Annotated in this window: 26 protein-coding genes, 1 pseudogene and 2 riboswitches; of the genes and pseudogenes, 8 read left to right on the plus strand and 19 right to left on the minus strand. The window is 48.9% G+C overall.

Features of this window, described 5'->3' with window-relative positions:
- Positions 1 to 9: 9 nt before the first annotated feature.
- On the minus strand, positions 10 to 621 hold the full coding sequence (locus tag G3255_RS14470; protein WP_211655114.1) for a DedA family protein: 612 nt from the start codon (positions 619 to 621) through the stop codon (positions 10 to 12).
- Between the two features lie 165 nt (positions 622 to 786).
- On the opposite strand from G3255_RS14470, the gene G3255_RS14475 reads away from it, so the two are divergent.
- Together G3255_RS14475 and G3255_RS14480 are read left to right on the plus strand one after the other, a co-directional pair.
- Positions 787 to 1,344 carry a helix-turn-helix domain-containing protein gene (locus G3255_RS14475; RefSeq protein ID WP_211655115.1) on the plus strand — a complete coding sequence of 186 codons (558 nt, stop codon included), beginning with the start codon at positions 787 to 789 and terminating at the stop codon, positions 1,342 to 1,344.
- Positions 1,308 to 2,171, plus strand: a complete 864-nt coding sequence (locus G3255_RS14480) for an IS3 family transposase (RefSeq protein ID WP_211655846.1) — start codon at positions 1,308 to 1,310, stop codon at positions 2,169 to 2,171. The genes G3255_RS14475 and G3255_RS14480 overlap by 37 nt, the downstream gene beginning before the upstream one ends.
- Before the next feature lie 47 nt (positions 2,172 to 2,218).
- Here the strand turns inward: G3255_RS14480 and mbcS are convergent, their stop codons facing one another.
- From mbcS to G3255_RS14525, 10 genes and pseudogenes are all read right to left on the minus strand, one after another.
- Positions 2,219 to 3,790, minus strand: coding sequence for an acyl-CoA synthetase MbcS (gene mbcS / locus G3255_RS14485; RefSeq protein ID WP_211655116.1), 1,572 nt, complete (start codon positions 3,788 to 3,790; stop codon positions 2,219 to 2,221).
- Between the two features lie 21 nt (positions 3,791 to 3,811).
- Complete coding sequence (locus G3255_RS14490) at positions 3,812 to 4,366, minus strand: hypothetical protein (protein WP_349291466.1); 555 nt, start codon at positions 4,364 to 4,366, stop codon at positions 3,812 to 3,814.
- 12 nt (positions 4,367 to 4,378) lie between these two features.
- Positions 4,379 to 6,025, minus strand: coding sequence for a solute symporter family protein (locus G3255_RS14495; RefSeq protein WP_211655118.1), 1,647 nt, complete (start codon positions 6,023 to 6,025; stop codon positions 4,379 to 4,381).
- Positions 6,026 to 6,028: 3 nt separating this feature from the next.
- On the minus strand, positions 6,029 to 6,298 hold the full coding sequence (locus tag G3255_RS14500; RefSeq protein WP_101191442.1) for a hypothetical protein: 270 nt from the start codon (positions 6,296 to 6,298) through the stop codon (positions 6,029 to 6,031).
- Between the two features lie 454 nt (positions 6,299 to 6,752).
- Positions 6,753 to 8,003 (minus strand): mechanosensitive ion channel, encoded by a 1,251-nt coding sequence (locus G3255_RS14505; protein WP_211655119.1) that lies wholly within the window; start codon positions 8,001 to 8,003, stop codon positions 6,753 to 6,755.
- 187 nt (positions 8,004 to 8,190) lie between these two features.
- Positions 8,191 to 8,316: pseudogene (locus G3255_RS20420) on the minus strand (two-component sensor histidine kinase); the annotation flags it as partial.
- Between the two features lie 18 nt (positions 8,317 to 8,334).
- A complete protein-coding gene (locus tag G3255_RS14510) occupies positions 8,335 to 10,338 on the minus strand; it encodes a sensor histidine kinase (protein ID WP_211655120.1) in 2,004 nt (667 codons plus the stop codon).
- Positions 10,339 to 10,340: 2 nt separating this feature from the next.
- Complete coding sequence (locus G3255_RS14515) at positions 10,341 to 10,499, minus strand: hypothetical protein (RefSeq protein ID WP_157073500.1); 159 nt, start codon at positions 10,497 to 10,499, stop codon at positions 10,341 to 10,343.
- Positions 10,477 to 11,169, minus strand: coding sequence for a response regulator transcription factor (locus G3255_RS14520; protein ID WP_211655121.1), 693 nt, complete (start codon positions 11,167 to 11,169; stop codon positions 10,477 to 10,479). Before G3255_RS14520 ends, G3255_RS14515 begins: the two co-directional genes overlap by 23 nt.
- An 80-nt stretch (positions 11,170 to 11,249) precedes the next feature.
- Positions 11,250 to 12,113, minus strand: coding sequence for a DMT family transporter (locus G3255_RS14525; protein ID WP_211655122.1), 864 nt, complete (start codon positions 12,111 to 12,113; stop codon positions 11,250 to 11,252).
- 181 nt (positions 12,114 to 12,294) lie between these two features.
- On the opposite strand from G3255_RS14525, the gene G3255_RS14530 reads away from it, so the two are divergent.
- Positions 12,295 to 12,525: an excisionase family DNA-binding protein gene (locus G3255_RS14530; RefSeq protein WP_211655123.1), complete on the plus strand. Its 231-nt coding sequence runs from the start codon at positions 12,295 to 12,297 to the stop codon at positions 12,523 to 12,525.
- Between the two features lie 58 nt (positions 12,526 to 12,583).
- On the opposite strand, the gene metX is transcribed toward G3255_RS14530, so the two are convergent.
- Together metX and G3255_RS14540 are read right to left on the minus strand one after the other, a co-directional pair.
- Entirely contained in the window at positions 12,584 to 13,603 is a 1,020-nt protein-coding gene (gene metX, locus G3255_RS14535) for a homoserine O-acetyltransferase MetX (protein WP_211655124.1), read from the minus strand.
- A 12-nt stretch (positions 13,604 to 13,615) separates the two neighbouring features.
- The gene (locus G3255_RS14540; protein ID WP_211655125.1) at positions 13,616 to 14,905 is read right to left on the minus strand and encodes an O-acetylhomoserine aminocarboxypropyltransferase/cysteine synthase family protein; all 1,290 of its coding nucleotides are present in this window, start codon (positions 14,903 to 14,905) and stop codon (positions 13,616 to 13,618) included.
- Between the two features lie 99 nt (positions 14,906 to 15,004).
- Positions 15,005 to 15,119, minus strand: a riboswitch (SAM riboswitch).
- A gap of 187 nt (positions 15,120 to 15,306) precedes the next feature.
- Positions 15,307 to 15,419, plus strand: a riboswitch (SAM riboswitch).
- Between the two features lie 132 nt (positions 15,420 to 15,551).
- Between G3255_RS14540 and G3255_RS14545 the strand changes: the two genes are divergently transcribed.
- From G3255_RS14545 to G3255_RS14560, 4 genes are all read left to right on the plus strand, one after another.
- Positions 15,552 to 16,583 carry a methionine ABC transporter ATP-binding protein gene (locus G3255_RS14545; protein WP_211655126.1) on the plus strand — a complete coding sequence of 344 codons (1,032 nt, stop codon included), beginning with the start codon at positions 15,552 to 15,554 and terminating at the stop codon, positions 16,581 to 16,583.
- Positions 16,573 to 17,223 carry a methionine ABC transporter permease gene (locus G3255_RS14550; protein ID WP_211655127.1) on the plus strand — a complete coding sequence of 217 codons (651 nt, stop codon included), beginning with the start codon at positions 16,573 to 16,575 and terminating at the stop codon, positions 17,221 to 17,223. Before G3255_RS14545 ends, G3255_RS14550 begins: the two co-directional genes overlap by 11 nt.
- Before the next feature lie 85 nt (positions 17,224 to 17,308).
- Positions 17,309 to 18,142, plus strand: coding sequence for a MetQ/NlpA family ABC transporter substrate-binding protein (locus tag G3255_RS14555; RefSeq protein ID WP_211655128.1), 834 nt, complete (start codon positions 17,309 to 17,311; stop codon positions 18,140 to 18,142).
- Between the two features lie 64 nt (positions 18,143 to 18,206).
- Complete coding sequence (locus tag G3255_RS14560; RefSeq protein ID WP_211655129.1) at positions 18,207 to 19,412, plus strand: M20 family metallopeptidase; 1,206 nt, start codon at positions 18,207 to 18,209, stop codon at positions 19,410 to 19,412.
- A 44-nt stretch (positions 19,413 to 19,456) separates the two neighbouring features.
- Here G3255_RS14560 and G3255_RS14565 read toward each other — a convergent pair whose 3' ends face one another.
- From G3255_RS14565 to G3255_RS14575, 3 genes are read right to left on the minus strand one after another with little or no spacing between them, the layout of a single operon-like run.
- On the minus strand, positions 19,457 to 19,678 hold the full coding sequence (locus tag G3255_RS14565) for an IS3 family transposase (protein WP_211655130.1): 222 nt from the start codon (positions 19,676 to 19,678) through the stop codon (positions 19,457 to 19,459).
- 15 nt (positions 19,679 to 19,693) lie between these two features.
- Positions 19,694 to 20,320 carry an IS3 family transposase gene (locus G3255_RS14570; RefSeq protein WP_211655932.1) on the minus strand — a complete coding sequence of 209 codons (627 nt, stop codon included), beginning with the start codon at positions 20,318 to 20,320 and terminating at the stop codon, positions 19,694 to 19,696.
- Positions 20,284 to 20,841, minus strand: coding sequence for a helix-turn-helix domain-containing protein (locus G3255_RS14575; RefSeq protein WP_211655131.1), 558 nt, complete (start codon positions 20,839 to 20,841; stop codon positions 20,284 to 20,286). The genes G3255_RS14570 and G3255_RS14575 overlap by 37 nt, the downstream gene beginning before the upstream one ends.
- A gap of 540 nt (positions 20,842 to 21,381) precedes the next feature.
- On the opposite strand from G3255_RS14575, the gene pepT reads away from it, so the two are divergent.
- The gene (gene pepT, locus G3255_RS14580; RefSeq protein ID WP_211655132.1) at positions 21,382 to 22,599 is read left to right on the plus strand and encodes a peptidase T; all 1,218 of its coding nucleotides are present in this window, start codon (positions 21,382 to 21,384) and stop codon (positions 22,597 to 22,599) included.
- Between the two features lie 101 nt (positions 22,600 to 22,700).
- Here the strand turns inward: pepT and G3255_RS14585 are convergent, their stop codons facing one another.
- From G3255_RS14585 to lipM, 3 genes are read right to left on the minus strand one after another with little or no spacing between them, the layout of a single operon-like run.
- On the minus strand, positions 22,701 to 23,198 hold the full coding sequence (locus G3255_RS14585) for a DUF4825 domain-containing protein (protein WP_211655133.1): 498 nt from the start codon (positions 23,196 to 23,198) through the stop codon (positions 22,701 to 22,703).
- Between the two features lie 47 nt (positions 23,199 to 23,245).
- Positions 23,246 to 24,190, minus strand: coding sequence for a lipoyl synthase (gene lipA, locus G3255_RS14590; RefSeq protein WP_211655134.1), 945 nt, complete (start codon positions 24,188 to 24,190; stop codon positions 23,246 to 23,248).
- Entirely contained in the window at positions 24,187 to 25,026 is an 840-nt protein-coding gene (gene lipM / locus G3255_RS14595; protein WP_211655933.1) for an octanoyltransferase LipM, read from the minus strand. Before lipM ends, lipA begins: the two co-directional genes overlap by 4 nt.
- Positions 25,027 to 25,047: the final 21 nt, after the last annotated feature.

The raw sequence follows: 25,047 nt of genomic DNA on the forward strand, positions 1-25,047 counted from the left end.
CCATAATATTTACCGCCCTGCGCTGCGCTTTTTCTTAAACAGCCACAATCCGATAATGGCACCGGCAAAAAGCAAAGCATAGACGATATTCGAATAAATGCCCAATTGCTCCAGGATTTCTTTCCGGTTCTCCCCGACCGCCTGCCCGATATAGACGAGCACCGTATTCCAGATCAAAGTGCCGGCTGTCGTAAAAGCCAAAAATAAAACGAACTTCATATTGGACATGCCTGCTGGAATTGATATGAGGCTGCGGACAAGCGGAATCAGCCGGCCGATGAATACCGCAAACACCCCGAAGCGGTCAAACCATCGATCTGCTTTGTAGAGATCCGCTTTTTTCAGGCGCAGCCAATTGCCATGTTTATCGATAATCTGTTCCAGCCGTTCTACATCCAACAGAAGCCCAAGCCCATAGAGCATGACAGCACCGGCAACAGACCCTGCCGTTGCTGATAGGATGACTCCCCACACGGTAAGGCTTGTGGTAGTTGTCATAAATCCGCCAGCTGTCAGAACCACTTCTGACGGCACCGGCGGAAACACATTCTCCAACAAAATAAGCAAGAAAATCCCGAAATAGCCGTAATTCTCCATAATCGATGTAATCCACTGTTCCATAGGAGGCCCCCTCTAAATCCCCGGACGCCCGATGTTTCCACATGTCCGTCTATCTATATATTGACGAAACTCACTCATCTTAAACAGCAGCAAAAAAGCCGCGCTTGTTTCAGGTAGTGCACCCCAAAAGTTAGAGTTCAAATCTAACTTTTGGGGTGTTTTTATATGGCGAAATATAGCGAAGAATTTAAGTTGAAGCTAGTGAAGGAATACGCAGAAGGAAAGTTGGGGTATAGACGCTTAGCCCACAAATACGGCTTGCCAGATCCCTCTCCGATTATGCGCTGGGTTCGGGCGTATCAGGAGTTTGGCCTTAAAGCCTTGCGGAGAAAGCAGACAAAACAAGTGTATTCTGTTCAATTCAAAGTGGATGTATTACACTTTATGGAACACACAGGTGCTTCTTACCAAGACGCAGCGATCCATTTCAAGATGAACAATCCTTCACTCATTGTGAATTGGAACCGTCGAGTTCTGGAGAAAGGGGTAAAAGGCCTGGAAGCACGAGCGAAAGGACGGCCCTCCATGTCAAAAAGACCAAAACCGATCAAGAACGAAAAGCCCCTGTCTCGGGAAGCGCAATTGGAACGGGAGAATGAGCTCCTTCGTTTGGAAGTGGCGTATTTAAAAAAGTTAAAAGCTTTCCAGGAGAATCCGGATGCCTTCCTCGAAAAGCACAAGCAGCGCTGGCGTTCGAACTCCACGAAGAAGGATTCCGATTAACGGATGTGTTAAACATCGTCGATCTTCCAGATGCGACCTACCATTACCATCGCCAGCGATTCGATTGCGAAGACCCGGACCGGGAGTGGAAAACAGTGATCCGGATGCTCTTCGAGAAGCACCAAGGCCGTTACGGATACCGACGGATTCATTTGGAATTGCGAGCACAGGGATACGACATCAATCATAAGAAAGTCCAGCGTCTCATGCGAGACTTGGGATTGAACTGCGTGAAGTTCATCCGGAAATCCCGCTACAAGTCGTATAAGGGGAAAGTCGGAACCCTCGCTAAAAACCGGATGAACCGCAGGTTTTCCACACCGTATGCCCTGCAAAAACTGACAACAGATGTCACCGAGTTCAAATGCACGGGCGAACAAAAACTTTATTTAAGTCCAGTGATGGATCTCTATAACGGCGAAGTCATTGGGTTCAGTATGGCCAAACGACCGACGCTGGAATTCGTGATGGAATCACTTAACCAAGCCCTGCCAGTGATTCAGGAACAAGCGGTTTACCGGACCACCCTCCATTCCGATCAAGGGTGGCATTACCAGCACGTTGCCTGGGTGAAAGCGTTGAAAAAACAACGCATCTTCCAGAGCATGTCCCGAAAAGGGACCTGTGCCGACAATGCGGCCATGGAAAATTTCTTTGGTCTCCTAAAGCAAGAGATGTATTACGGAGAAACGTTGGTTTCGTATGAAGAGTTAAAACAGCGGATTGAACACTATATCGATTACTACAACAATGAACGCATTAAACAAAAATTGGCCGGCATGAGCCCGGTGAAATACCGAGCACATGCCAGCCAATTAGCTGCATGAACTAAACTCTAACTTTAAGGGGTCACTACCTCAGCGCAGCTTTCTTTTTAAGCGTTCATTTTACGCAATTCGACACGCCGGATTTTTCCCGATGTCGTTTTCGGGAGCTCCGTCAAAAATTCGATGACACGCGGATATTTATAAGGTGCAGTAATTCCTTTGACATGATCCTGCAATTCCTTGATCATCGCTTCATCCTGTTTGCCTCCGTCTCTCAACACGACAAACGCTTTGACAATATTGCCGCGAATTTCATCCGGCGCTGCCACGACTGCGCATTCCTGTACAGCAGGATGCTTCATGAGCGCGTCTTCCACTTCAAACGGTCCGATCGTATAGCCCGAAGAAATGATAATATCGTCGCTGCGGCCTTCAAACCAGAAATAGCCGTCTTCATCGCGTGAAGCCTGATCGCCCGTCAAGTACCAATCGCCGCGGAACGAGGCTTTCGTCCGTTCCGGGTCCCGGTAATATTCACGGAACAGCGCCGGACAGCTTTTGTGAACGGCAATATCGCCAACTTCCCCCGGTGCCGCGGGCTGTCCGCCTTCATTGATAATATCAACCGGATTGCCTGGCGTCGGTTTGCCCATGGAACCGGGTTTCATGTCCATATCTTGCAGGATGCACACAAGCAATGTATTTTCTGTCTGCCCGTAGCCATCGCGCACATTCAATTGGAACGCTTCCTGGAAAGCATCGATCACTTGGCGGTTGAGCGGCTCACCGGCAGAAACAGCACTGCGCAGGTGAGGCAATTTATAATCGTTTAAGTTTTCGACTTTTGCCATGATGCGATATTCAGTCGGCGTGCAGCACAGCACATTGACTTTTTCTTCTTTCAGGATATCCAAATATTTCAGTGCGTCGAAAGCGCCGTTATAGACGAGCGCCGTCGCCCCGAGAGTGATCGTAGAAAGGAACGGGCTCCATATCCATTTTTGCCAGCCTGGAGCTGCGGTTGCCCAAACGATGTCGCCGCTTTGCACGCCAAGCCATTCCGTCGCCGCCGTCCGGACATGAGCGTAGCCCCATCCATGGACATGCACGACCCCTTTTGGATTACCGGTCGTACCGGATGTATAGGATAGAAACGCCATATCTTCCCGGTTCGTGTCGACCGCTTCAAATTGCTCCGATTCTACAGCAGCCAATTGTTCCAGCGATTGCCATCCTTGTTCCGTTCCGCCGACAATCAATTTATTGTCCAACGCATCATAGTTCTCTTCAATGGAGTTCGTTTCAGCTGTCGTTTTGTAATGTGCGATGATCGCTTTTGCGCCGGAATGCTCCATGCGATAGCCCAAATCTTTTTTGCGCAGCATTTCAGAACATGGAATCGCGACAAGCCCCGCACGCAAGCATGCCAAATACGTAATATACGCTTCCGGAATCCGCGGCAGGATGATCAGGACACGATCTCCCTTATTGAGGCCTAGTTTCATGAAAGCTTGTGCATACTGGTTCATTTTGGAAAAAAGATCTTGATAAGAAAGTTCCGTGCGGTTATTGTCCGCATCAAACCAGCGCACCGCAATCCGCTCGGCATCATTTTTATATGCTTCCAATTCGGAAGTAATATTGTACTGTTCAGGTGCAATCAATTGTTCAACATTCATCTAATTTCCTCCTTTTCCTATTCAACTCGCAGGAATCACCAAGTAATAGACGCTTGCCAAAAACAGGAACGCCATCCCGGCGGACAAATACGCTTTTGTTGCCGTAAATCCTTGTACAGTTTGGATGATCTTCCCGCTGACCAGATACATCCACACCACACCGATGAGCAGCAAGAGATTTACCCCTAACGAACCGTCGCCAAGACCGGCTAAATGTGGTGCGCCGAGCAAGCCTGGTAGTAGCGCAACCGGAGTCACCAAGCTGATGGCGCGGTATTTCGCAGTTCCGCCTAATGCTTTGGAACCCGCCCATAACAGCGCTGCCATGCCGACTTTCGTGATAAACGCCGTCAAGATCCCAAAAATGATGAAGATACCGGGGACAAGAAAATTCTGCAATAAAGCGGAATCAAAACTGCTTATGTACGAGGCTTGCGACGCGATTGAAATCGCGCCGTAGCCTATTCCCACGATGAGCAGCAAAATCCGGCTCACCGTTTCGGTTTTTGGTAATTCCAGGAATGACCGGTAAGATGGATCATCCAGGCTTATCATTTTTCCAACCAACTTTGCCACTCCCTTTGCCATTTACATTCCCCAAGGCATTAGCGCCCAGATTGCGACTGCTGCAGAGACGACGACAGTGATGCCTGCGCCGATCGTGCTGTTATAACGGTAAGCCTTGATATCTTTCCAGCCATGGATACGCTCGATCAATTCGATATCGGCTTGTTTCGTCAATTTTCCGGAAAGCCCAGGAATACGATTGGTGATATAAGAAACCACGATCAATAAGATAAAGCTGATCGGCACCGCAAGCATTGCACCGGACAGCCCCATCCCATCGGTCACCCCGTGCCCTGTCAATACGATGCTCGGGAAAACGAATGGCGAGACGATGATATAGATGGCACCGCCGACGACAGACGCTGCAATCGCACCGAATTTATTCGCTTCTTTCCACCAGACGCCGACAATGATCAGCGGCGCATTGGTGACACCAGCCAACCCGAACGCCCACAGGATACTGACGACAAGGAAAGCGGGCGGGTTAATCGCAAGCAGGATACTCGCAATGCCTCCTGCAAAAATCGCGATAAACCCGATGCGCAAGTTCAAGCGCTGCGAGATATTCGGTTTCAATGTAGAGATGATGTCCTGTGAAATCAATGCGCCGATCGCCAGCAAGTTCCCGCTCAATGTCGAGAGGCCGGCAGAAATTGCACCGGCAATGACAAGCGCTGTCACCCATTCCGGGTTATAGACCATATTCAAAATAATCGTTAGCTTATCTGCATCTGCATCGGAAATCGTCACGCCTTGCGTAGTTGTCGCAAAGACGCCGACAAAGCCCATCGCATACGTCGCGGAGAAAACCAGCCCAAGAATGAACGCAAACCAGACCATCGCAGAGCGCGCACTCTTCAATGAAGAAGCTGTGTAGACGCGCATCGCCAAGTGAGGCAAGCCGAGTGCCCCGATCGTCAGTGCTGGGATGATGGAGAAATACCATTTCGGCGAGAATTGGTAATCAAAGAACGATGGCAATGCGTCCATCATCGCCGGAACCATGTCCGAATACAACAATGGCGGGAAATACCAGCCTGAAGCACCGATCGCTTTCATGATCGCTGCAAGCGGCACGATGAACATCAAAGCGATGATGACCATCTGAATGGCGGCGTTATTCGTTGCCCCTGCCATCCCCCCGATCGTGATGTAGCCGACGATCAAGATACCGAAGATGAACAGCCCAGTAATATATGGAATGCCGAGCAATGTCTCAAACGTAATCGCGATGCCGATCATCTGGCCGAGCGCATACATGATCGAAACCAGGATCATGAACAAGGCGGCGATGATAGACGCCGTTGTACCGTAGCGGTCACGGATGAAATGAGTCGGCGAGAACGCACCCATGCGGCGCAAACTCGTTCCGTAAATGATCGTGATCAACGGAATCGCCAAGATCAATTGAATCCATAACATAATAAAAGGAACCTGTAATTGTAAAATAAGAGCGGTAATACCTAAAAATGTTGCCAAACTCATATATGTAGCGGCCATCGCCAAGCCATTCGTGATCGCCCCGACATTCGATCCACCCACATACAATTCTTTAGCTGACTTGCTTTGGCGATTCGAAATGAAGCCGACGATGTAAAATAAGACGAATGTCGCGCCTACGACCACAAGTCCAAGTATTGGATTGTCCAGTTGCCAGTTCTGCTCCATCGCTTACACTTCCTTTGCTTCGTCGGCATTGCCGAGCGTGTCATTTTCTCTTTCGATCTCATCATCAATCCGGTTGCCGATTTTCCCTGCAACAAGCGTCAGCAAGAAAACGCCGAACCAGCCCATCAAGATAGGGACGATGTACATGACTGGAAAGCCGAATAGCATGGCGTCTACCGGAAAAATTGAAAAGATCAGACCGACATTCCCCACCAGAATAAATGCTGCCGTCATCCAAATCGTAAATTGGACTTCTTTTTTGTAAGCTTTCATGATTTTTCCCCTCCAATTTGTGTGATTTCTCTCTCCATACATCCCAGACTGAGCGTTCGCTCAGATTTTATGCATGCGATCCCCCTTCAAAAATTATTATCGTAATAACTCCCTTGATTGTAACCGCTTGCATAAATGATAGTCAACTGAATTTTTATAAAATTTAAACAATTATATTAATAACCTTTTTGACTAGTTTTCTGCTTATCGGTTCTCATAAATATGCTATTTAGCCCTTTATTGCTTTTACATAAAGCATTTTATTTTTAACCCAACCAAATTTTTCTCTATATAAATATACAATTGATTCAAAATAAAAAAGGGTTTTTCTGACAAAGTGTATGCATTTCGATGTGTAATTATTCATTTTCATCAAACGTATCTTCTGCCCCCTATACCAGGAATGCATAAAAAAACTGCGCCTTGGCATGAGCCAGGCGCAGCAGAGTTTCGCTTACATATTTGGTTTATTGTCTTCTTCTTTCATTTTCTTTTCCATTTTAGCCAATTGGTTTTTCGCAAAGTCGCGGCCGCCAATTCCGAATGCGATGGCGAATGCCACGGCAAGGCCGGCAATGATGAACAGGAAGGCCAAGTTGACAATGTTTGAAGCAAAGTTCAACTGGTCAAGTGTCATGAAAATCGCAATGATGAATATTGCGTATTTTACGATACCCCCGAACAATCTATTGCCCGAAGCGCGCGTAATGTAATTCCCGAGCATGCTGCCTCCAATGAGCCCAAGCCCAAGGATGATCAATGAGCTGATCAATAGCGGCAAGTACGCGATGATTGCATTACCAATTGAATTCAACACATCCAGCTGCAAGACATTCATGGCTTCAACCACGAAGAAGATGATGATAATCGCCTGCACGACTTTGCCGATGATCTGGGCAATGTCGAATGACGGCTCTTTGTTTTTGTCAGGACTCAGATATGAAGAGAAGCGGTTGATCCCTGTGCCGTTCAATAGGCCAATCAATAAGTCTGCGACGAATTTCGCGATGAAGACACCCGCAAGGATAAGGATGATGCCGACAAAGATATTCGGGATCATGCCCAGCACCTGGTTGAGCATCGATACGATCGGTTGTGAAATCGATTCGATGTTCAAGGTTTCAAGCGCTACCGTTACGATCGGGATGAGCACGATCACAAAGACTACATTCGCCAAAACTTTAGCGAGCGTGTTTTGGTCGCTTGGAGCCACTCGCTCGTTCGTGCCGGATTTATTGGTCATTTTATTGAACCACTTGTCGATGTTCATCGTGGCCAATAAACTCTCTACCAATTTCTTGACGAACTTCGCGATAAAGTAGCCAATCACCAAGATCAAGAGCGCCATGAACAGGTTCGGCAGGAAGGCCAGGAACTTGTCCATCATGTTCGAGATCGGCTGGGCGACATTATGCATATCGAGCGCTTGCAATACACTTGGAATAAACAGGATGAAAATCAAATAATAAAGAATTTTTCCGATAGAGTCCAGTTTGTCATCCGCGTCTTCCTTCGTTTTAGCCATATGGCCTTTGACCATGGCGTTGTCAGCACCGATTTTTTTCAGCCCTTTCGAGAAGATCGCTTTAACGATGGTAGCGACGAGCCACGCAACGACAAGCAATAATAGGGCGCCGAGAATGTTCGGGATGTAATTGATGATCGTGTTCCCGACATTCTGGAATGAATTGGTTACATCATTCAAATGTGTCATCTCCTTTACAATTTAATGGTTCATTTTTAGTATCCCCCCTTATATTTTTTCCTAAACGCAATCTGGCGGCATTCCAGCCCTAATGCCAACTTAATTTTTAAAGTGCATCGCGCTTTTTCCGAACACGGCAAAAAACCGCCGGCAGGAATCCCACCGGCGGTTACTAGTATTCGTTCATCTATTGATGATTCGGCAACAGGAAGGTCACTTTGAACAGATCACCATCCACTTCCAGTTTCATCTGCCCGCCGTGAAGATCCACGATGGACTGGGCAATAGCAAGCCCGAGCCCTGAGCCTTTGGTTTGCCGCGAGGCGTCCCCTCACTTGAAGCGTTCGAGCAATTCTTCTGTATTGTCGCCCAATTCGTAGCGCGTGACATTTTTCATCGTCATGGCCAATTCACTGGCTTGTTCTGTCAGCGTAATATAGACACGGCTTCCCGGCAATGAATACTTGGTTGCGTTCAGTATCAAATTATCAAGGAGGCGCCACCACTTCTGGCCGTCGACCGAAGCATATACCGGATGGCCCGGGGCCGCGATACGGACGTCGAGTTCCGCTTCCTGCACTGCTTCTTCATGTTCTGCCAAGGCTTGTGTGACCAGTTGTTTCATATCTAAGCGCTGCTTTGAGAGTTCTGCGTTTCCGCTAGCCATTTTTGAAACTTCAAATAAATCTTCAATGAGCACTTTCAAGCGCTCTGATTTCCGGTCGAGTATGTCGACGTATTTCCGCCGTTCTTCATTTCCTAGATCTTCATTTTTCAATAGATCCGTATAGGTGATAATCGAAGTGAGCGGCGTGCGGAGGTCATGGCTGACATTGGTGATCAGCTCGGTTTTCAGGCGCTCGCTTTTTGCACGTTCAGACACCGATGCCCTGTACCCTTCCCGCAAAACATTCAAATGTTGGGCGTGGCGGCTAAGCGGCGACTTGCCTTTCACTTTCAACTCCGCTCCCAAGCTTCCCGCAGCCAGCTGTTCAGTCCCTTTGAGCAGCCGGTTCAAATAACCAAAGCGCGTCATCAAAAACAGCAGCAACGGCAGCCCGATCAATAATGTAGCCGGCAGCCAAACAATGACTACGACCGGTTGTAATATCATGAATGCTGTTCCGGCGCCCCATAAAAACACTATTGCTAGCACCCAGGCCATCTGGAAGCCGATTGTGCGGTTGAGAAACGCATCTTTCGCCGAATAAACCTGGGAGGCGGTGAAACTTTGTTGAATCTCTTCTTTAAAGAAACTCCATTTTCCGAAATGCTGCCGTAGCCAAATTGCCTGCAATATAGTCAGCGACCAGAACAGAACTGCGAGTGCCAGTGCGATGAAGACTTCCAGGAAAGAGCTACCCCCGCCTTGCCACGGCCTTGTCAACACTGCTGCGAAATGGTTCGCAGCGGCCAAGGCGAGCATAGCCGATACGATGAACCCGCTAAGCTTCCACTCGATCGCAAGTTTCTGCCATTTGTGGTAGCTGGTTAATCCGGTATACCACGCTGTCCGGACCGGCCGCTTTTTGACTAGCCACCATGCACTGGCTGCTACTGCTGCCATCACAAAATAAAGGAAGAACTTAAGCAGTTGGAATTGGTTCATTCCACTTTGCACCGCAGCTCCTGCCAGCCCCTTTTCGGGTATTTGGATGACCCCTGAAAAGCGGTTATCGGCCAGCGTGCTGTTGGCATCATCATATGGAAAGTCGAAACTCCAATAGCCATTGCTGAAATAAAGCGGCTCTTGCGCAGAATACAGTTGTTCAAAAAAGGGCTCATCGGTGATTGTTCCTTTGGTGAATACTTCGCCGCTGTCTAAATCCTTTAATTGATAGGCATAACCCGAAGCTTGGGCTTCAAATTGCCCTTGCTGTTCTGCCAATTGCCGGAGCGATTCTTCATAATCCGCTTCGCGTTGCTCGATAATCGCTTTTTTCGCTGCTTCGTCGTCGGAAAAATTTTCACGCACAGCCGAAATTTCCTCTCCGCGCTGCTCTTCCAATTCTTCCACTAAAGAGCTGTCGCCCTCTTCTTCTGCCGCTGAAATCGCATCCGCATATTGATCCCGGACCATCTGAATCTGGTCAGTGAGGGAAATATGATCCATGCGGTATTGGTCGAGTTCCCAGGAAGCAACCGATTGATCGACAGTGGATGTTGGCGGGGCCAATTCGAACAGCAGCAGCCCGTCCGTAAACCTGGCAAAATCATAACGAAAATCTTCTGTGTCCGTATAAGCCTTGCCGAAATAACCCGATCCTTTTTCCATGACGGTCCATACGCATAAGAGCAATAAGGAAAGGCCTGCAAGCCACATCCATTTCTTCATAATTATAGGTCTCCTTTTGTTAAATGGCGGAGTGTGGCAAGCAAATCTTCCGGCGACTTAATGACAAAATCTAAAATAAAAGAAGAACAGTAGACAAGGCATATCGCAGCAACCGCAATCGCAGCGACCGACCAAAGATCATTTTTCCATTTTGTAGCCAATGCCCCACACCACCTTCACATATCTCGGATTTTTCGGATCCGCTTCGATCTTTTCCCGGATTTTACGGATATGTACAGCGACAATGTTTTCTGCATTATATGCCGGCTCCCGCCAGACCCGCTCGTAGATCTCACCGATGGAAAAGACACGACCAGGATGCTGCATCAACAACTCAGTTATATTGAATTCCGTCGGGGTCATGCGGATCTCTGCACCGTCTACAGCAACCGTTTTCGACTCTGAATCCAGCCGCAATCCGTCGATTTCTAGTGTATGGCTGGACTGTCCATAATCCCCAAGCATCACGTAACGTCTGAGTTGTGATTTCACCCGCGCCATCAATTCCATCGGATGGAAAGGCTTCGTCACATAATCGTCCGCACCGATCGACAACCCGTGGATCTTATCGGAATCCTCGCTTCTGGCACTCAGCATGATGATCGGGATATTGCGTTTTTCACGAATCTTGAATGTTGAATGGATGCCGTCAAGCTTCGGCATCATGATATCCATGATGACCAGATGCACTTGCGTCGTTTCCAGCAAATCGAGCGCTTCCTGCCCATCTGCTGCCCCTACTACCAGAAAGCCTTCATTTTTTAAATAGATGCTGATGCCTTCCCGTATTTCTTGGTCGTCATCTGCCACCATGACTGTCAGCTGTTCCACACATTCCACCTCTTTTCATTTCTGGCTTAAGTATAGAATGAAATTCTTAAGCGAAGCCCACTTAAATTCTGAAGAAATTCTTAAGCTTTGCGGTTTTTGCCGAATGCCAGCAGCGCAATGCCGCCGATCAACAATGCCACCCCGACCCAAGACTGCCCGTTTAGCGCTTCACCGACGACAGCAACTCCCAAAACAGAAGCTGTCAGCGGCTCTGCTAGCGATAAGGTGACCGCTGAGGAGGAAGGAATGCTCTTCAATCCGCTCGAGAATAATAAATAAGCAAGGCTTGTCGCGACAAGGCCCAAATAAGCAACGATCATCAAGTTTTGCGGTTCCGCTAAATAGCCGGTATCCAGGAAAAACAGGAAGGGCAATAGGCCAAGGCCGCTGAGCGAAAAGATCACAGCCACCGCGGGCACTACTTCCATCATACCTAAAACATTTTTGCTGAACATGGCATATCCCGCAAATGCCAAACCTGCCAGCAGCCCGAGCATCACGCCGAGCGGGTCGACGATATAACTATCGCGGTTCGCAAAAAGCAACATACAGCCAACGACAGACAAAATGCTTGAAAATACCCATACACGATCAGGTCTGCGCTTCAATACGAGCGCTTCCAATATGCCTGAAAAAGCTGGCGCACTGCCGATTGCTACGACCGTTCCAATTGCCACTCCTGTCAATTGCACTGCTGAAAAAAAGAACGGTTGGAACAAGGCCATGCACAATGCGGAAAGCCCGACCCAAAGCCACGGAATCCTTACGCCTTTCAGCTTTCCTGAAATCCAGACAAATACCAGAAGGCCAAAACCGCCAATTGCGAGACGGGATGCCCCGATCGTCAACGGATGGGCTTCTCCCACTAGAAAAGTCTGGGCTGTTCCTGTCGTCCCCCAAAGCATCGCCGCGAATAACACCCATATGTATGCCTTCATTTGCATCAGCTTCCCACCGCTTTCTCTCTCTAAAGTTTGAAATATATTTATAGCACCACTGTTAAAAACAGCCATGCTTGTACTAGATTATGGAAAATCTATTCACATCCTTAAACATACCACGGCACGGATGGTTTGAGATAGGGTTCAAATAGCATTATAATAGAAGAAAAGAGGAGGCGATCGCATGTATATGACAGTCCCGGAAACTGCCGTTTTTTTGTCGATGCCGGAAGAGCAAGTCAACCGTTACGTACTTGAAGGCCGGATTCGCGCAGTCCATGACGGAGAACAATACTTGATCAACACCTCCCAATTCGAAAGCCATTTCAAACAGCTGGAAGTTGCCAAACTGGAGCTGGAAGAGTGGCGCGCTACGCCGATCCCCGATGATATCGATATTAAAGACGAGGATTGACGAAACGCAAAAAAAGATCGGAGCCGCATAGGCTTCGATCTTTTTTTGATGAACGGATTTATGCTAATACATGGCTTTTGGCATTCACCGTTTTCTGCAATTGAGCCTGTACGTGATGTGCCCATTTTTCGAATTCTACCAAGAAGCCGTCATGGCCAAAATCTGTTTCAATTTTCTCCCATTTCGCATTGGGCTGATTTTCGACCCAAGGAATCATCAATTCTCCCGGATACAATAAATCGTGGCTATAGGAGATCGATAGCAGTTCGGCGGCTAATTCCACTTCTTCCACATCGTGTGTATTCATGGCTTTCAGCAAAACGAGATAGCTATTCGGGTCAAAGCGCCCTGCCAATTTGCGCCCCTGGTAATCCAAATAGGATTGAACTTCAAATTCTTCTCCGCAGCGTGCACGGCCGAAGCGGCCATTGAATAACTGGCTGCTCCGGTACGTCACCATGCCGGCCATGCGGGCGATTTCAAATCCTTTCAGCCTCGTTTCCGGATGATAATCACCTGACTGGAACTCGGGATCGTTTTCGATCGCCTGGATCCCGATATGATTGAACGCCACACCATAATCTCCGTAATATGGCGTTACGGCGAGTGTAATCGCCGTATCCAGAAACTCAGGGTACAGGCTTGCCCATTCCAAGGTTTTCATACCGCCGAGAGAACCGCCGATCACCGCTGCCAAATGGTTGATGCCTAGCAGCTCCAGAGCTTTCCGCTCCGCTCTCACCATATCCCGGATGGTCAGTTCAGGAAATGACGCGCGGTAAGGTTCACCGGTTTCCGGGTTGATCGAAAGCGGGCCGGTCGAACCGCTGCAGCCGCCGAGTACATTGAACGTGATGACTTGGAACTGCCCGGTATCCACCGCTTTTCCTGGGCCGATCAGCCCTGACCACCAGCCCGGTTGATCTGCAGTTCCCACTGCATATTGATCGCCCGTCAGCGCGTGGCAAACCAGAATCGCCGGCGCAGAACTTTCTCCGACGCGTTCATACGCCAATTCCACTTCGCGCAATAGTTGACCTGATTCAAGTTTTAGCTGGCCGATGGATACTGTCGTCATCCGATTCCCTCCTTACGCGTTCTCGAGTACTGCCGCTTGGATCGCTTGCTCCAAATCAGCGATTAAATCTTCGTGGTTTTCCAATCCTACAGACAACCGGATCAACTCTTCCGTTACGCCGCTGTTTTTCAACTCTTCTGCTGTCAATTGCTGGTGTGTTGTTGACGCCGGGTGGATAATCAATGATTTGGCATCGCCGACATTCGCCACGTGCGACCATAAATTAACGCCATCGATCACTTTGCGGCCGGCTTCCCGTCCGCCTTTGATGCCGAAGTTGACGATCGAACCATAGCTGTCTTTCAAGTATTTATCAGCAAGTGTCTTGGATGGATGTCCTTCCAATCCGAGGTAATTGACCCACTCGACTTGCGGATGGTCTTTCAAATATTCCGCGACCTTCTGTGCGTTCGTCGCGTGGCGTGGAATCCGCAGATGCAAAGTTTCAAGTCCCTGAAGCAGTGCGTGGGCGCTGTCCGCACTGAGCGATGGACCGAAATCGCGCAACAGCTGGACGCGTAATTTCGTCGCGAATGCCGCTTCCGGTACATCGATTCCGAAACGGATGCCGTGATAGGATTCATCCGGCTCCGTATAATTCGGGAAGCGCGGATTGTCCCAGTTGAAGCGTCCGGCATCGACCGCTACGCCGCCGATTGTCGTTCCGTGCCCGCCGATCCATTTCGTGGCTGAATGGATGACTACATCTGCACCAAATTCGATCGGGTTGCTGACGAAAGGCGACGCGAAGGTATTATCGATCAAAAGCGGTACGCCATTTTCGTGTGCGATATTAGCTACCCGCTCGACGTCGAACACGTTCAAACTTGGATTTCCGATAATTTCACCGAACAAGGCTTTCGTCTTGTCCGTAATCGCTGCACGGAAATTTTCAGGGTCCGTGGCATCGACGAATTTTACGTTAATGCCATAGCGCGGCAATGTGTTGGCGAATAGATTATAGGTTCCTCCATATAAATTGCTGTCGGCAACAATTTCGTCTCCCGCTTCAGCTATATTCAATACTGAGAATGCAATGGCTGCCATTCCTGATGATAAAGCTACTGCAGCAGTGCCGCCTTCAAGAAGTGCGACGCGCTGTTCGAACACATCGACTGTCGGGTTCATGATACGCGAGTAGATATTGCCCGCTTCTTTCAGGCCGAATAGGTTTTGTGCGTGTTCGGTATCTTTGAATACATAAGAAGTCGTTTTATGGACCGGTACGCCGCGAGCGCCTGTCACTGGATCCGGCTCTTGGCCGCCGTGTAATAGAAGAGTTTCTGGTTTGAAGTTTGTCATTGTCAATTCCTCCTGTTTTTGTAATAGTTTTTCGGTTTGAGGAGGACACAAAAAGACCCTCTTCAGAAAGAAGAGGGCCGTTATATACGGATTTGCCTCCTCTTATCTTTCAGCGACGCAAATGCGCGCTGTAGGATTTAGCACCTTTCCAGACATGAGCCTGTTGGTTGCCGGGCATCGTAGGGCCTATTCCCTCCGCCTCTCGTGATAAGAGTATTCAGTTATTTTTTTGCTTGTGGAAAAGTATAGAGGACAGCCCTGGCTAAAGTCAAGGATATTTTTCTAAAAATTTTAACTACTATAAGTAGCTCATCTACCGAAAAAAAATTACGTGAAAGCTGTTGACTTTTTCGCTATTTCAAAATAGAGTAGGAATCACGAATTGAATAGCTTACATCACTTTCTTATCCAGAGAAACCGAGGGACAGGCCCTATGACGTTTCGGCAGCAGATTCGCAAACCAGCGAAAACTGTGCTAATTCCTGCAAATGCTCTAGCATTTGGAAGATGAGAATGAGATGGTTTCATATTTTGAAGCCCTCTTTTTTCTTGCGCATAAGAAAAAAGAGGGCTTTTTGTTGTTATTTCAAGAAAGTGTTCGTTCGCACTCATTCGAATCGTTATTTGCAGCCACAGGAGGGACACCATGATTCAATTTGAAGCAGTCAAGAAAACTTATGTATCCGGCAAGCAGCAAGTCCATGCGCTCAATGGCATTGACTTGACCGTCGAAACCGGAGAAATTTACGGCGTCATCGGGTTCAGCGGCGCAGGAAAAAGCTCGTTGATCCGCACGGTGAATTTGCTCGAGCGCCCATCAACAGGACGCGTGCTCATCCACGGAGAAGATATTTCCACTTTAAGCGCACGCAAAATCCGCGATACAAGAAAAGACATCGGCATGATCTTCCAGCATTTCAATTTGCTGAACTCGAAAACAGTGCATCATAATATCGCGATGCCGCTACTCCTGGCAAAGACTCCGAAAGCGGAAGTCGACCGGAAAGTGGCGGAACTATTGGAATTTGTCGGGCTTGCCGACCAAGCGAAAAAATACCCGGATCAATTGTCCGGCGGGCAAAAGCAGCGAATTGGCATTGCGCGGGCACTCGCCACAAACCCGTCCATACTGCTATGCGATGAAGCAACGTCAGCGCTCGACCCGCAGACGACTCAGTCCATACTGGATCTGCTGCGCCGCATCAATCAAGAATACAATATCACCATCTTGCTCATTACACACGAAATGGGCGTCATCCGGGAAATCTGCGACAAAGTAGCCGTGCTTGAAGAAGGACGCGTCATTGAGCAAGGCAGCGTGTTTGAAGTGTTCACCAATCCTCAGCACGCGACGACAAAGCGTTTCGTCCGTTCTGTCATGAACGATGAATTGCCGGATTCGTTGCTTGAGCAGATTCGCCACAACGACGGCACACGGCCGATTTACCGTGTGCAGTTTACCGGGAATTCAGTCGGGCAGCCATTCATGTCGAGGGTGTCACGTGAATTCCAGCTCGATTTGAATGTGCTGTTCGGTAACATTACAGAACTCCAAGGCATTCCATACGGCAACTTGATTGTCGAGTTCGACGGCGCACTCGTAGAAATCGACCGGGCACTCGCCTCAATCCGAAACGACAATATCCAAGTAGAGGAGGTGCAGCAACATGCAGGTTGATCAATCGCAAATTTTAGAAGCTTTATGGGAGACCCTTTACATGACGGGTGCATCATTCGTTTTCTCGCTCTTCATCGGCTTGCCGCTTGGCATCTTGCTGGTCGTCACGAGAAAGGGCCATCTGCTTGAAAATGAAGCTGTATTTAACGTATTGAACATCGTCATCAATATCTTCCGTTCGATTCCATTCATCATCTTAATGGTCGCCATCATTCCATTGACGCGCGTCATTGTCGGCACATCGATCGGCACGGCCGCAGCCATCGTTCCATTGGTGTTTTACGCAGGGCCGTATATCGCCCGCCTCATCGAAAACTCATTGCTTGAAGTCGATAAAGGCGTCATCGAAGCAGCTCAGGCGATGGGCGCTTCTCCCGGCCAGATTATTTTCCGCTTCCTTATCCCGGAAGCGCTCAGCTCGCTTGTCCTGGCATTGACCATCGCTATCGTCGGCCTGATCGGCGCATCCGCCATGGCTGGCGCGATTGGAGGCGGCGGACTCGGCGACTTGGCCATCACTTACGGCTATCAGCGCTTCGACACATTGGTCATGCTCTTGACTGTCGCGATTCTGGTCGTCCTTGTGCAGGGCGTCCAATCGCTCGGCAACCTCATGTCCCGCAGAGTACGCCGGAGCTAAGTCCTTTTATTCACATCAATTAAATTCAATCAAGCGATTTATTCATCAGCACAATCACTCAAAAAAACCATTGGAGGATTTCATCATGAAAAAAATTACAGCTCTTTTAGCAACAGCAGGCATCGCCGCGCTTCTCGGCGCATGTGGAGACGATAGCTCAGCAGGCGAAACCACGAAAGTAACACTTGGCATCAGTGGATCGGACACGACGATTTGGGATTATGTCGGCGACAAAGCCGCTAAAGAAGGCATCGAACTCGACATCATCACCTTCTCGGATTATGTGGCCCCGAACTTGGCACTTGCTGAAGGCGAACTCGACTTGAACGCCTTCCAGACCATCTCGTATTTCGATGAATTTGTCGAAGAGCACAATGTCGACATCGTACCGATCGGCTCTACCGTCATTGCGCCGATGGGCTTGTATTCCGACAAATACGAATCCATCGAAGAACTTCCCGAAGGCGCCCAAATCGCTATGCCGAATGAAGCGACCAACATGGGCCGCGCACTCCTCTTGCTCGATGAATCCGGGCTCATCACTTTATCCGATGACGCCGGATTGACCGGAACAGCAGAAGACATTATCGACAACCCGAAAAACATTGAAGTCGTCCCGATGACTTCCGCCCATACGCCGCGCGCTATGGCTGACGTGGCTGCTTCCATCGTCAACAACGGCATCGCAGTGGATGCAGGATTGAACCCGACAGAAGACCCGATTGCCCGTGAAAGCGATACGGCAAAACCTTATATCAACCTGATAGCCGCACAAGCTGGCGAAGAAGATAACGAAGCGTATCAGCGCATCGTCGAATTGTACCAAGAAGAAGACACAGCTGAATTTGTCATCGAACACACAGAAGGCGCTCAAATCCCGACTTTCGTTTCGGTTGAAGAATTAGTTGATTACCAATAAGAAGACAGTCACTCTGCAGTTGCACGCCGTTAAAAATGAAATTCCATTCGAGGGGGACAATCACATGACCATCATTAGCGAAGCACGCGAGACGATTACGGAATCGATCGACAAGAACCGTGCTCAATATTTACGCATCAGCCATGCCATCCATGAAAACCCGGAAATCGGCAACGAAGAAGTGTTCGCGAGCGGCCTCTTGACTGGATTACTCGAAGAAGCCGGATTCCAGGTAGAAGACGGTGTCGCTGGCCACCACACCGCTTTTTACGCAGTTCGCGACAGCCACAAGCCCGGACCGACTGTCGCTTTTCTTGCTGAATACGACGCCTTGCCGGGCATCGGCCATGCGTGCGGACACAATATTATCGGCACGACCAGTGTCGCAGCAGCCATTGCGCTCAGTAAAACATTGGAATTGACTGGCGGGCGCGTCGTCGTCCTCGGCACCCCTGCCGAAGAAGGCGGACCGAATGGCAGTGCGAAAGGAAGTTTCGTCAAACACGGCCTGCTTGAAAAAATCGATGCCGCATTGATGCTTCACCCATCCGGAAACTCGGCTGTTACAGGACCTTCGCTTGCTGTCGACCCGCTGAGTTTTCATTTCTACGGCAAGCCTGCTCATGCTGCCGGGTCTCCCGAAAAGGGCATCAATGCTCTCGATGCCGTGCTGCAATTGTTTAACGGCATCAATGCCCTTCGCCAACAATTGCCGGATGATGCACGGGTACATGGCATCATCACGCACGGGGGCGACGCGCCGAATATCATCCCGGAATACGCTTCTGCCCGCTTCTACATCCGCGGCGATTCTTGGAAAAAAACAGCCGAGACGGCGAAAAAAGTGCGTGCCATCGCTGAAGGCGCTGCCCTGGCGACAGGCGCCCGTGTCGAAATCGAACGTTTCCAGAATGAAGTGAAAGATCTTGTCGTCACGCCTGAGCTAGATGAAATCCTTAAAGCCGAACTTGAAACACTGGGCGACAACGTAGCCGACTCACGTATTTCCGGGCTCGGTTCGACCGATGCCGGCAATATCAGCTATGAAGTGCCGACTGCCCACGGCTATATCAAAATCGGCCCTGAAAGCCTCATTGCCCATACCGAACAATTCCGGGAAGCCGCCCGTTCAAAAGCAGGCGACGAAGCCTTGATCAAAGGCGCAAAAGCATTGGCGCAAACAGGTTATCGTTTGCTGACTGAACACGCATTACTGGCGCAAGTCAAACAAGCCCATATCCGCTCACTCGCCGCCAAACAACAAGATTAAAAACCAGCGCCCCTGGTAGTGACCCCTTAAAGTTAGAGTTTAGTTCATGCAGCTAATTGGCTGGCATGTGCTCGGTATTTCACCGGGCTCATGCCGGCCAATTTTTGTTTAATGCGTTCATTGTTGTAGTAATCGATATAGTGTTCAATCCGCTGTTTTAACTCTTCATACGAAACCAACGTTTCTCCGTAATACATCTCTTGCTTTAGGAGACCAAAGAAATTTTCCATGGCCGCATTGTCGGCACAGGTCCCTTTTCGGGACATGCTCTGGAAGATGCGTTATTTTTTTAACGCTTTCACCCAGGCAACGTGCTGGTAATGCCACCCTTGATCGGAATGGAGGGTGGTCCGGTAAACCGCTTGTTCCTGAATCACTGGCAGGGCTTGGTTAAGTGATTCCATCACGAATTCCAGCGTCGGTCGTTTGGCCATACTGAACCCAATGACTTCGCCGTTATAGAGATCCATCACTGGACTTAAATAAAGTTTTTGTTCGCCCGTACATTTGAACTCGGTGACATCTGTTGTCAGTTTCTGCAGGGCATACGGTGTGGAAAACCTGCGGTTCATCCGGTTTTTAGCGAGGGTTCCGACTTTCCCCTTATACGACTTGTAGCGGGATTTCCGGACGAATTTCACGCAGTTCAATCCCAAGTCTCGCATGAGACGCTGGACTTTCTTATGGTTGATGTCGTATCGCTGTGCTCGCAATTCCAGATGAATCCGCCGGTATCCGTAACGGCCTTGGTGTTTCTCGAAGAGCGTCCGGATCACTGCTTTCCACTCCCGGTCCGGGTCTTCACAATCAAATCGCTGGCGATGGTAATGGTAGGTCGCTTCTGGAAGATCGACGATGTTCAGCACATCCGTTAATCGGAACCCTTCTTCGTGGAGTTCGAACGCCAGCCCTGCTTGTGCTTTTCGAGGAAGGCATCCGGATTCTCCTGGAAAGCTTTTAACTTTTTTAAATACGCTACTTCCAAACGAAGGAGCTCATTCTCCCGTTCCAATTGCGCTTCCCGAGACAGGGGCTTTTCGTTCTTGATCGGTTTTGGTTTTTTTGACATGGAGGGCCGTCCTTTCGCTCGTGCTTCCAGGCCTTTTACCCCTTTCGCCAGAACTCGACGGTTCCAATTCACAATGAGTGAAGGATTGTTCATCTTGAAATGGATCGCTGTGTCTTGGTAAGAAGCACCTGTTTGTTTCATAAAGTGTAATACATCCACTTTGAATTGAACAGAATACACTTGTTTTGTCTGCTTTCTCCGCAAGGCTTTAAGGCCAAACTCTTGATACGCCCGAACCCAGCGCATAATCGGAGAGGGATCTGGCAAGCCGTATTTGAGGGCTAAGCGTCTATACCCCAGCTTTCCTTCTGCGTATTCCTTCACTAGCTTCAACTTAAATTCTTCGCTATATTTCGCCATATAAAAACACCCCAAAAGTTAGATTTGAACTCTAACTTTTGGGGTGCACTACCCCCTGCGCTGGTTTTTAAAAAGTGTGGAAGAAGTCTGTAATCTACAACGAATCAAAAAGGCGATCAACTTTTCTACAATAGAAAATCAATGGATTATCTTAGTATTTGGAGAAGAGTTCGCTCGTAAGCCCTTCTGCTCAATAATGCTGCGCATTACTTCGCAAAGATAAGGTCTCCCGTAGATCGACCTTATCTTTCCAGTGGAGCAGCGTAAGCGACGAGACGACCGAGACCCCGCAAGGAATGAATGGGCGAAGCTTGGCTGAGCACATTCATTTGCGATGCTCGAACGCAGTGAGAGTTGAGCAACGTTTTCAGTGACGAGGAGGCTCGATTCCCGCCCCACGGAAAGCGAGCGATAAGCTTCGGAAAATACGACTTCTTACCTTTCTCGACAAGTTGAAAACCAGCGCCCCTGCGCTGGTTTTTCTATGTATTTCGAATTTCGTGTTAAAATGGAGTCATTACATACATAGGAGGCTCTACCATGATCGAAAAATTGATCGAACGCCTGATTCGCTACGCCAAAATCGATACGCAATCCGATTTTGAAAATGACGCAACTCCCTCTACACCTGGGCAATGGGATTTACTCGCTGAATTGGAAAAAGAAATGAAGAACATTGGCTTAGAGGAAGTCGAAGTGGACGATCACGGCTATTTATTCGGCACTTTGCCGGCGAACACTGAAGAACAGCGCCCTGTCATCGGCTTTCTGGCACATGTCGACACAGCCACCGACTTCACCGGAAAAGGCGTCAACCCGCAGCGCATCGAAGATTACGATGGGAAAGACATTTCATTAAACGACAAAGTGACGATGAAAACGGCTGATTTCCCGGCCTTGCAGAATTACATCGGCCATACTTTGATCACGACAGACGGTACGACTTTGCTCGGTGCCGACAACAAAGCAGGAATTGCCGAAATCATGACTGCAATGGAATATTTGATCGAACACCCTGAAATCGAGCACGGCAAAATTCGCGTTGGCTTCACGCCGGATGAGGAAATTGGCCGCGGCCCGCATAAATTCGATGTCGACCGTTTCGGCGCCGATTATGCGTACACGATGGACGGTGGACCGCTTGGCGAGCTTCAATACGAAAGCTTTAATGCCGCGAGCGCGAAATTGACAGTCCACGGGACAAGCGTCCATCCCGGTTCCGCAAAAGACAAGATGGTCAACGCCATTACGGTCGCAACGCGCTTCCAGGCTGAAATGCCATCTAATGAAGTACCTGAGAAAACGGAAGGCTATGAAGGCTTTATCCACTTGAACAATTTCAACGGTTCCGTCGAACAAGCGGTGCTTCAGTATATTGTGCGCGATTTCGATAAAGACAAATTCAAAGCGAAAAAACGCCATATGGAAAAAGTCGCGGCTGAATTGCAAGAAGAGTTCGGGAAAGAAGCAATCGAACTCGAGCTTGAAGACCAGTACTATAATATGCGCGAGAAAATCGAGCCGGTAATGGAAATCGTCGACCAGGCCGAACAAGCGATGAAAACACTGGGCCTATCACCCGACATCATCCCGGTACGCGGCGGCACGGACGGATCCCAATTATCTTATATGGGCTTGCCGACGCCGAACATCTTCACAGGCGGCGAAAACTATCACGGCAAATTCGAGTTCATCTCCGCTGAAAACATGGAAAAAGCGACTCAAGTGATTGTGGAAGTCGCAAAAATCGCAAAATAACCGGTTTCCTCTATCAATTTCCTGGGAAATCTTTTCAGCACGATTCAATACAAAAAAAGCAGCGGCACAATGCCACTGCTTTTTTTAGGTTTCATACAGTTTTAAGGTTGTGTTAACAGCGCGTCAATTTTTTGGCCTTCATCCAAATACTGTTCGAGTAGTTCTTCTAGTTTCTCTTGTTCATCAATTCCGGTCAAATCCACTCCGTACCAAGCTTGCAATTGCTCTCTCGTTAGCCGGTATTGTTCCACGCCTGCCCCTGTGTCGAAGTCAAATTGGACCCACTCGACATTGTCGATCAACGTAAACAAATACGTCGCATTATGGGCCGCTGTTTCCTTATCCGATGGTGTGGCCTCTTCCCAATCGTAAGAGGCGGTGATTCCGTAAGGCTGTTGTTTCGTCTCCAATTCAAAGCCTGTAAGATGCTCTGCACCCGGCAGCCGGTTAAGGGTGTTGAGGACGGCACTGTTATTCCCGACCGCCGCCCCTTCATACTCGAAGAGGTCTGGTTCCTCTGCTGCAAACAACGGGCTGCATGCGCTCATAACCAACAGCGCAGTGGATAGCAGCACAGCCTTAGCAAATGTTTTTCTCAATTCAAGCCCTCCTCTAAGAAAGGTTTCTATACACTGGCTCCGCTATTTCAAAATTCGATGCGGTCGATTTTTGCGCCAGTCGATTCGACGCCTTTCATGTATTTGATGCGTTTCTGGACAGCAGTTTCGTTCACTTGCTCATCGGCATGGTATGAAGAACGCACCATTGGGCCGGCCTCGCAATGCTTGAAACCTTTTGCCAATGCGATATCCTTCAATTCCTGGAACTCGTCCGGATGGTAGTAACGAACGACATCCAAATGCTTCAATGTCGGCTGCAAATATTGTCCAATCGTCATGATATCGACTTTGTGAGCCAATAAATCATCCATCGCTTCAATAATCTCTTCTTTCGTTTCTCCGAGCCCGACCATGATGCTCGATTTGGTCGGCACATGCGGCGCGATTTCCTTGACCCGCAATAGCAATTCCAGTGAACGGTCGTAAGTCGCTCTCGCACGGACCCGTTTGGTCAGGCGGCGCACTGTTTCAATATTATGGTTGAAAATATCTGGTTCGCTGCTCATCAACATATGCAGGCTTTCGTAATCGCCTTTCATATCAGACGGCAAGATTTCGACGGTGGTCTCCGGCATTTTCCGGTGGATGGCGCGGACGGTTTCCGCAAAGACTGCAGCTCCGCCATCTTTCAAATCATCGCGGGCGACTGCTGTAACGACCACATGCTTCAAGTTCATGATTTCCGTCGATTCCGCTACGCGCTCCGGCTCGCCCCAATCCAGTTCGTTCGGCAACCCCGTCTTGACGGCGCAGAACCGGCACGCTCTTGTGCACGTATCCCCCAAAATCATGAAGGTCGCGGTGCGGCGTTCACTCCAGCATTCATGGATATTCGGGCATCTCGCTTCTTCACATACAGTGTTCAAGTTTTTCTCCCGCATCAATTTCTTCAGATCATTATAAGTTTCGTTCGTGTTCAATTTCACTTTCAGCCATTCGGGTTTACGTTCACGCTGCTTTGTTTTTGTCATCGCATAAGTTCCCCTTTCTCTTCTCGTCTGTGATTCCACTCTTCGCTTGCATATTTGGCTTCGAGCACGCGCACTTGTTCCAGCAGTTCAGCTGGCGGTTCAAATTTTTCCAAACGGATGCCAAGCCCCGTTTCAAATCCATCCTTGAATGCTTTCTGCACTTCTTCTAAACTTGCCGGTTGTTGCATTAGTTCGTTGATTGCAACGGCGCGTGTTCGGAAAGCTTGGCGCGCCCTTTCCTTCACCGCTTCACTCGGGTACACGAACAATTCGAACAACTGGTTTTCATCCAACTGCAGCGGAATCGAGCCGTGCTGCAAAATGATGCCTTGTTTTCTGGTCTGCGCGCTTCCTGCCGCTTTTCGACCCTCAACAGTCAATTCATGCCAAGAAGGTTCTTCAAAGCAGACCGCTGAAGATTCTTTCGAACGCTTCTTCTCCGCAGCCAGTTGTGCTTGAATCCCTAAATTGCGGTAACCTTCAAGCAAGCCTCGAGAAATGACCAAATACGCTTCTTTTACTGATTTCGGCATGGATGGATGATGTTCCGGTATCACCACGCTGTAAGTCAATTCCTGGTCATGGAGTACGGCTTTTCCGCCAGTCTGTCTCCTGACCAGGGGGATGCCCATTTGCGCGGCTTTTTCGAGATCGATGCTGCCATTCAGTTTCTGGAAAAATCCCACTGAAATTCCGGCTGGCGCCCATCCGTAGAATCGGAGTACAGGCTTCATGCCTGTATTGCGCTGCCAGTTCATTAATGCTTCGTCCATTGCCATATTGTGGGCCGGCGTGCAAAGCCCCGACTCCATATAGCCCCATGTTTCCTCCAAAATATCTCAACTCCTCTCAGCTTA

Origin of the sequence: Planococcus sp. MSAK28401 (assembly GCF_018283455.1) — a bacterium.
GTDB lineage: Bacteria > Bacillota > Bacilli > Bacillales_A > Planococcaceae > Planococcus > Planococcus alpniumensis.

Bases quoted from the DNA above. Each gene is read 5' to 3' on its own strand.
- G3255_RS14470 (WP_211655114.1), bottom strand. From the start codon at position 621: ATGGAACAGTGGATTACATCGATTATGGAGAATTACGGCTATTTCGGG.
- G3255_RS14475 (WP_211655115.1), top strand. From the start codon at position 787: ATGGCGAAATATAGCGAAGAATTTAAGTTGAAGCTAGTGAAGGAATAC.
- mbcS (WP_211655116.1), bottom strand. From the start codon at position 3,790: ATGAATGTTGAACAATTGATTGCACCTGAACAGTACAATATTACTTCC.
- G3255_RS14495 (WP_211655118.1), bottom strand. From the start codon at position 6,025: ATGGAGCAGAACTGGCAACTGGACAATCCAATACTTGGACTTGTGGTC.
- G3255_RS14500 (WP_101191442.1), bottom strand. From the start codon at position 6,298: ATGAAAGCTTACAAAAAAGAAGTCCAATTTACGATTTGGATGACGGCA.
- G3255_RS14510 (WP_211655120.1), bottom strand. From the start codon at position 10,338: ATGAAGAAATGGATGTGGCTTGCAGGCCTTTCCTTATTGCTCTTATGC.
- G3255_RS14525 (WP_211655122.1), bottom strand. From the start codon at position 12,113: ATGCAAATGAAGGCATACATATGGGTGTTATTCGCGGCGATGCTTTGG.
- G3255_RS14530 (WP_211655123.1), top strand. From the start codon at position 12,295: ATGTATATGACAGTCCCGGAAACTGCCGTTTTTTTGTCGATGCCGGAA.
- metX (WP_211655124.1), bottom strand. From the start codon at position 13,603: ATGACGACAGTATCCATCGGCCAGCTAAAACTTGAATCAGGTCAACTA.
- G3255_RS14540 (WP_211655125.1), bottom strand. From the start codon at position 14,905: ATGACAAACTTCAAACCAGAAACTCTTCTATTACACGGCGGCCAAGAG.
- G3255_RS14545 (WP_211655126.1), top strand. From the start codon at position 15,552: ATGATTCAATTTGAAGCAGTCAAGAAAACTTATGTATCCGGCAAGCAG.
- G3255_RS14550 (WP_211655127.1), top strand. From the start codon at position 16,573: ATGCAGGTTGATCAATCGCAAATTTTAGAAGCTTTATGGGAGACCCTT.
- G3255_RS14555 (WP_211655128.1), top strand. From the start codon at position 17,309: ATGAAAAAAATTACAGCTCTTTTAGCAACAGCAGGCATCGCCGCGCTT.
- G3255_RS14560 (WP_211655129.1), top strand. From the start codon at position 18,207: ATGACCATCATTAGCGAAGCACGCGAGACGATTACGGAATCGATCGAC.
- G3255_RS14565 (WP_211655130.1), bottom strand. From the start codon at position 19,678: ATGTCCCGAAAAGGGACCTGTGCCGACAATGCGGCCATGGAAAATTTC.
- G3255_RS14575 (WP_211655131.1), bottom strand. From the start codon at position 20,841: ATGGCGAAATATAGCGAAGAATTTAAGTTGAAGCTAGTGAAGGAATAC.
- pepT (WP_211655132.1), top strand. From the start codon at position 21,382: ATGATCGAAAAATTGATCGAACGCCTGATTCGCTACGCCAAAATCGAT.
- lipA (WP_211655134.1), bottom strand. From the start codon at position 24,190: ATGACAAAAACAAAGCAGCGTGAACGTAAACCCGAATGGCTGAAAGTG.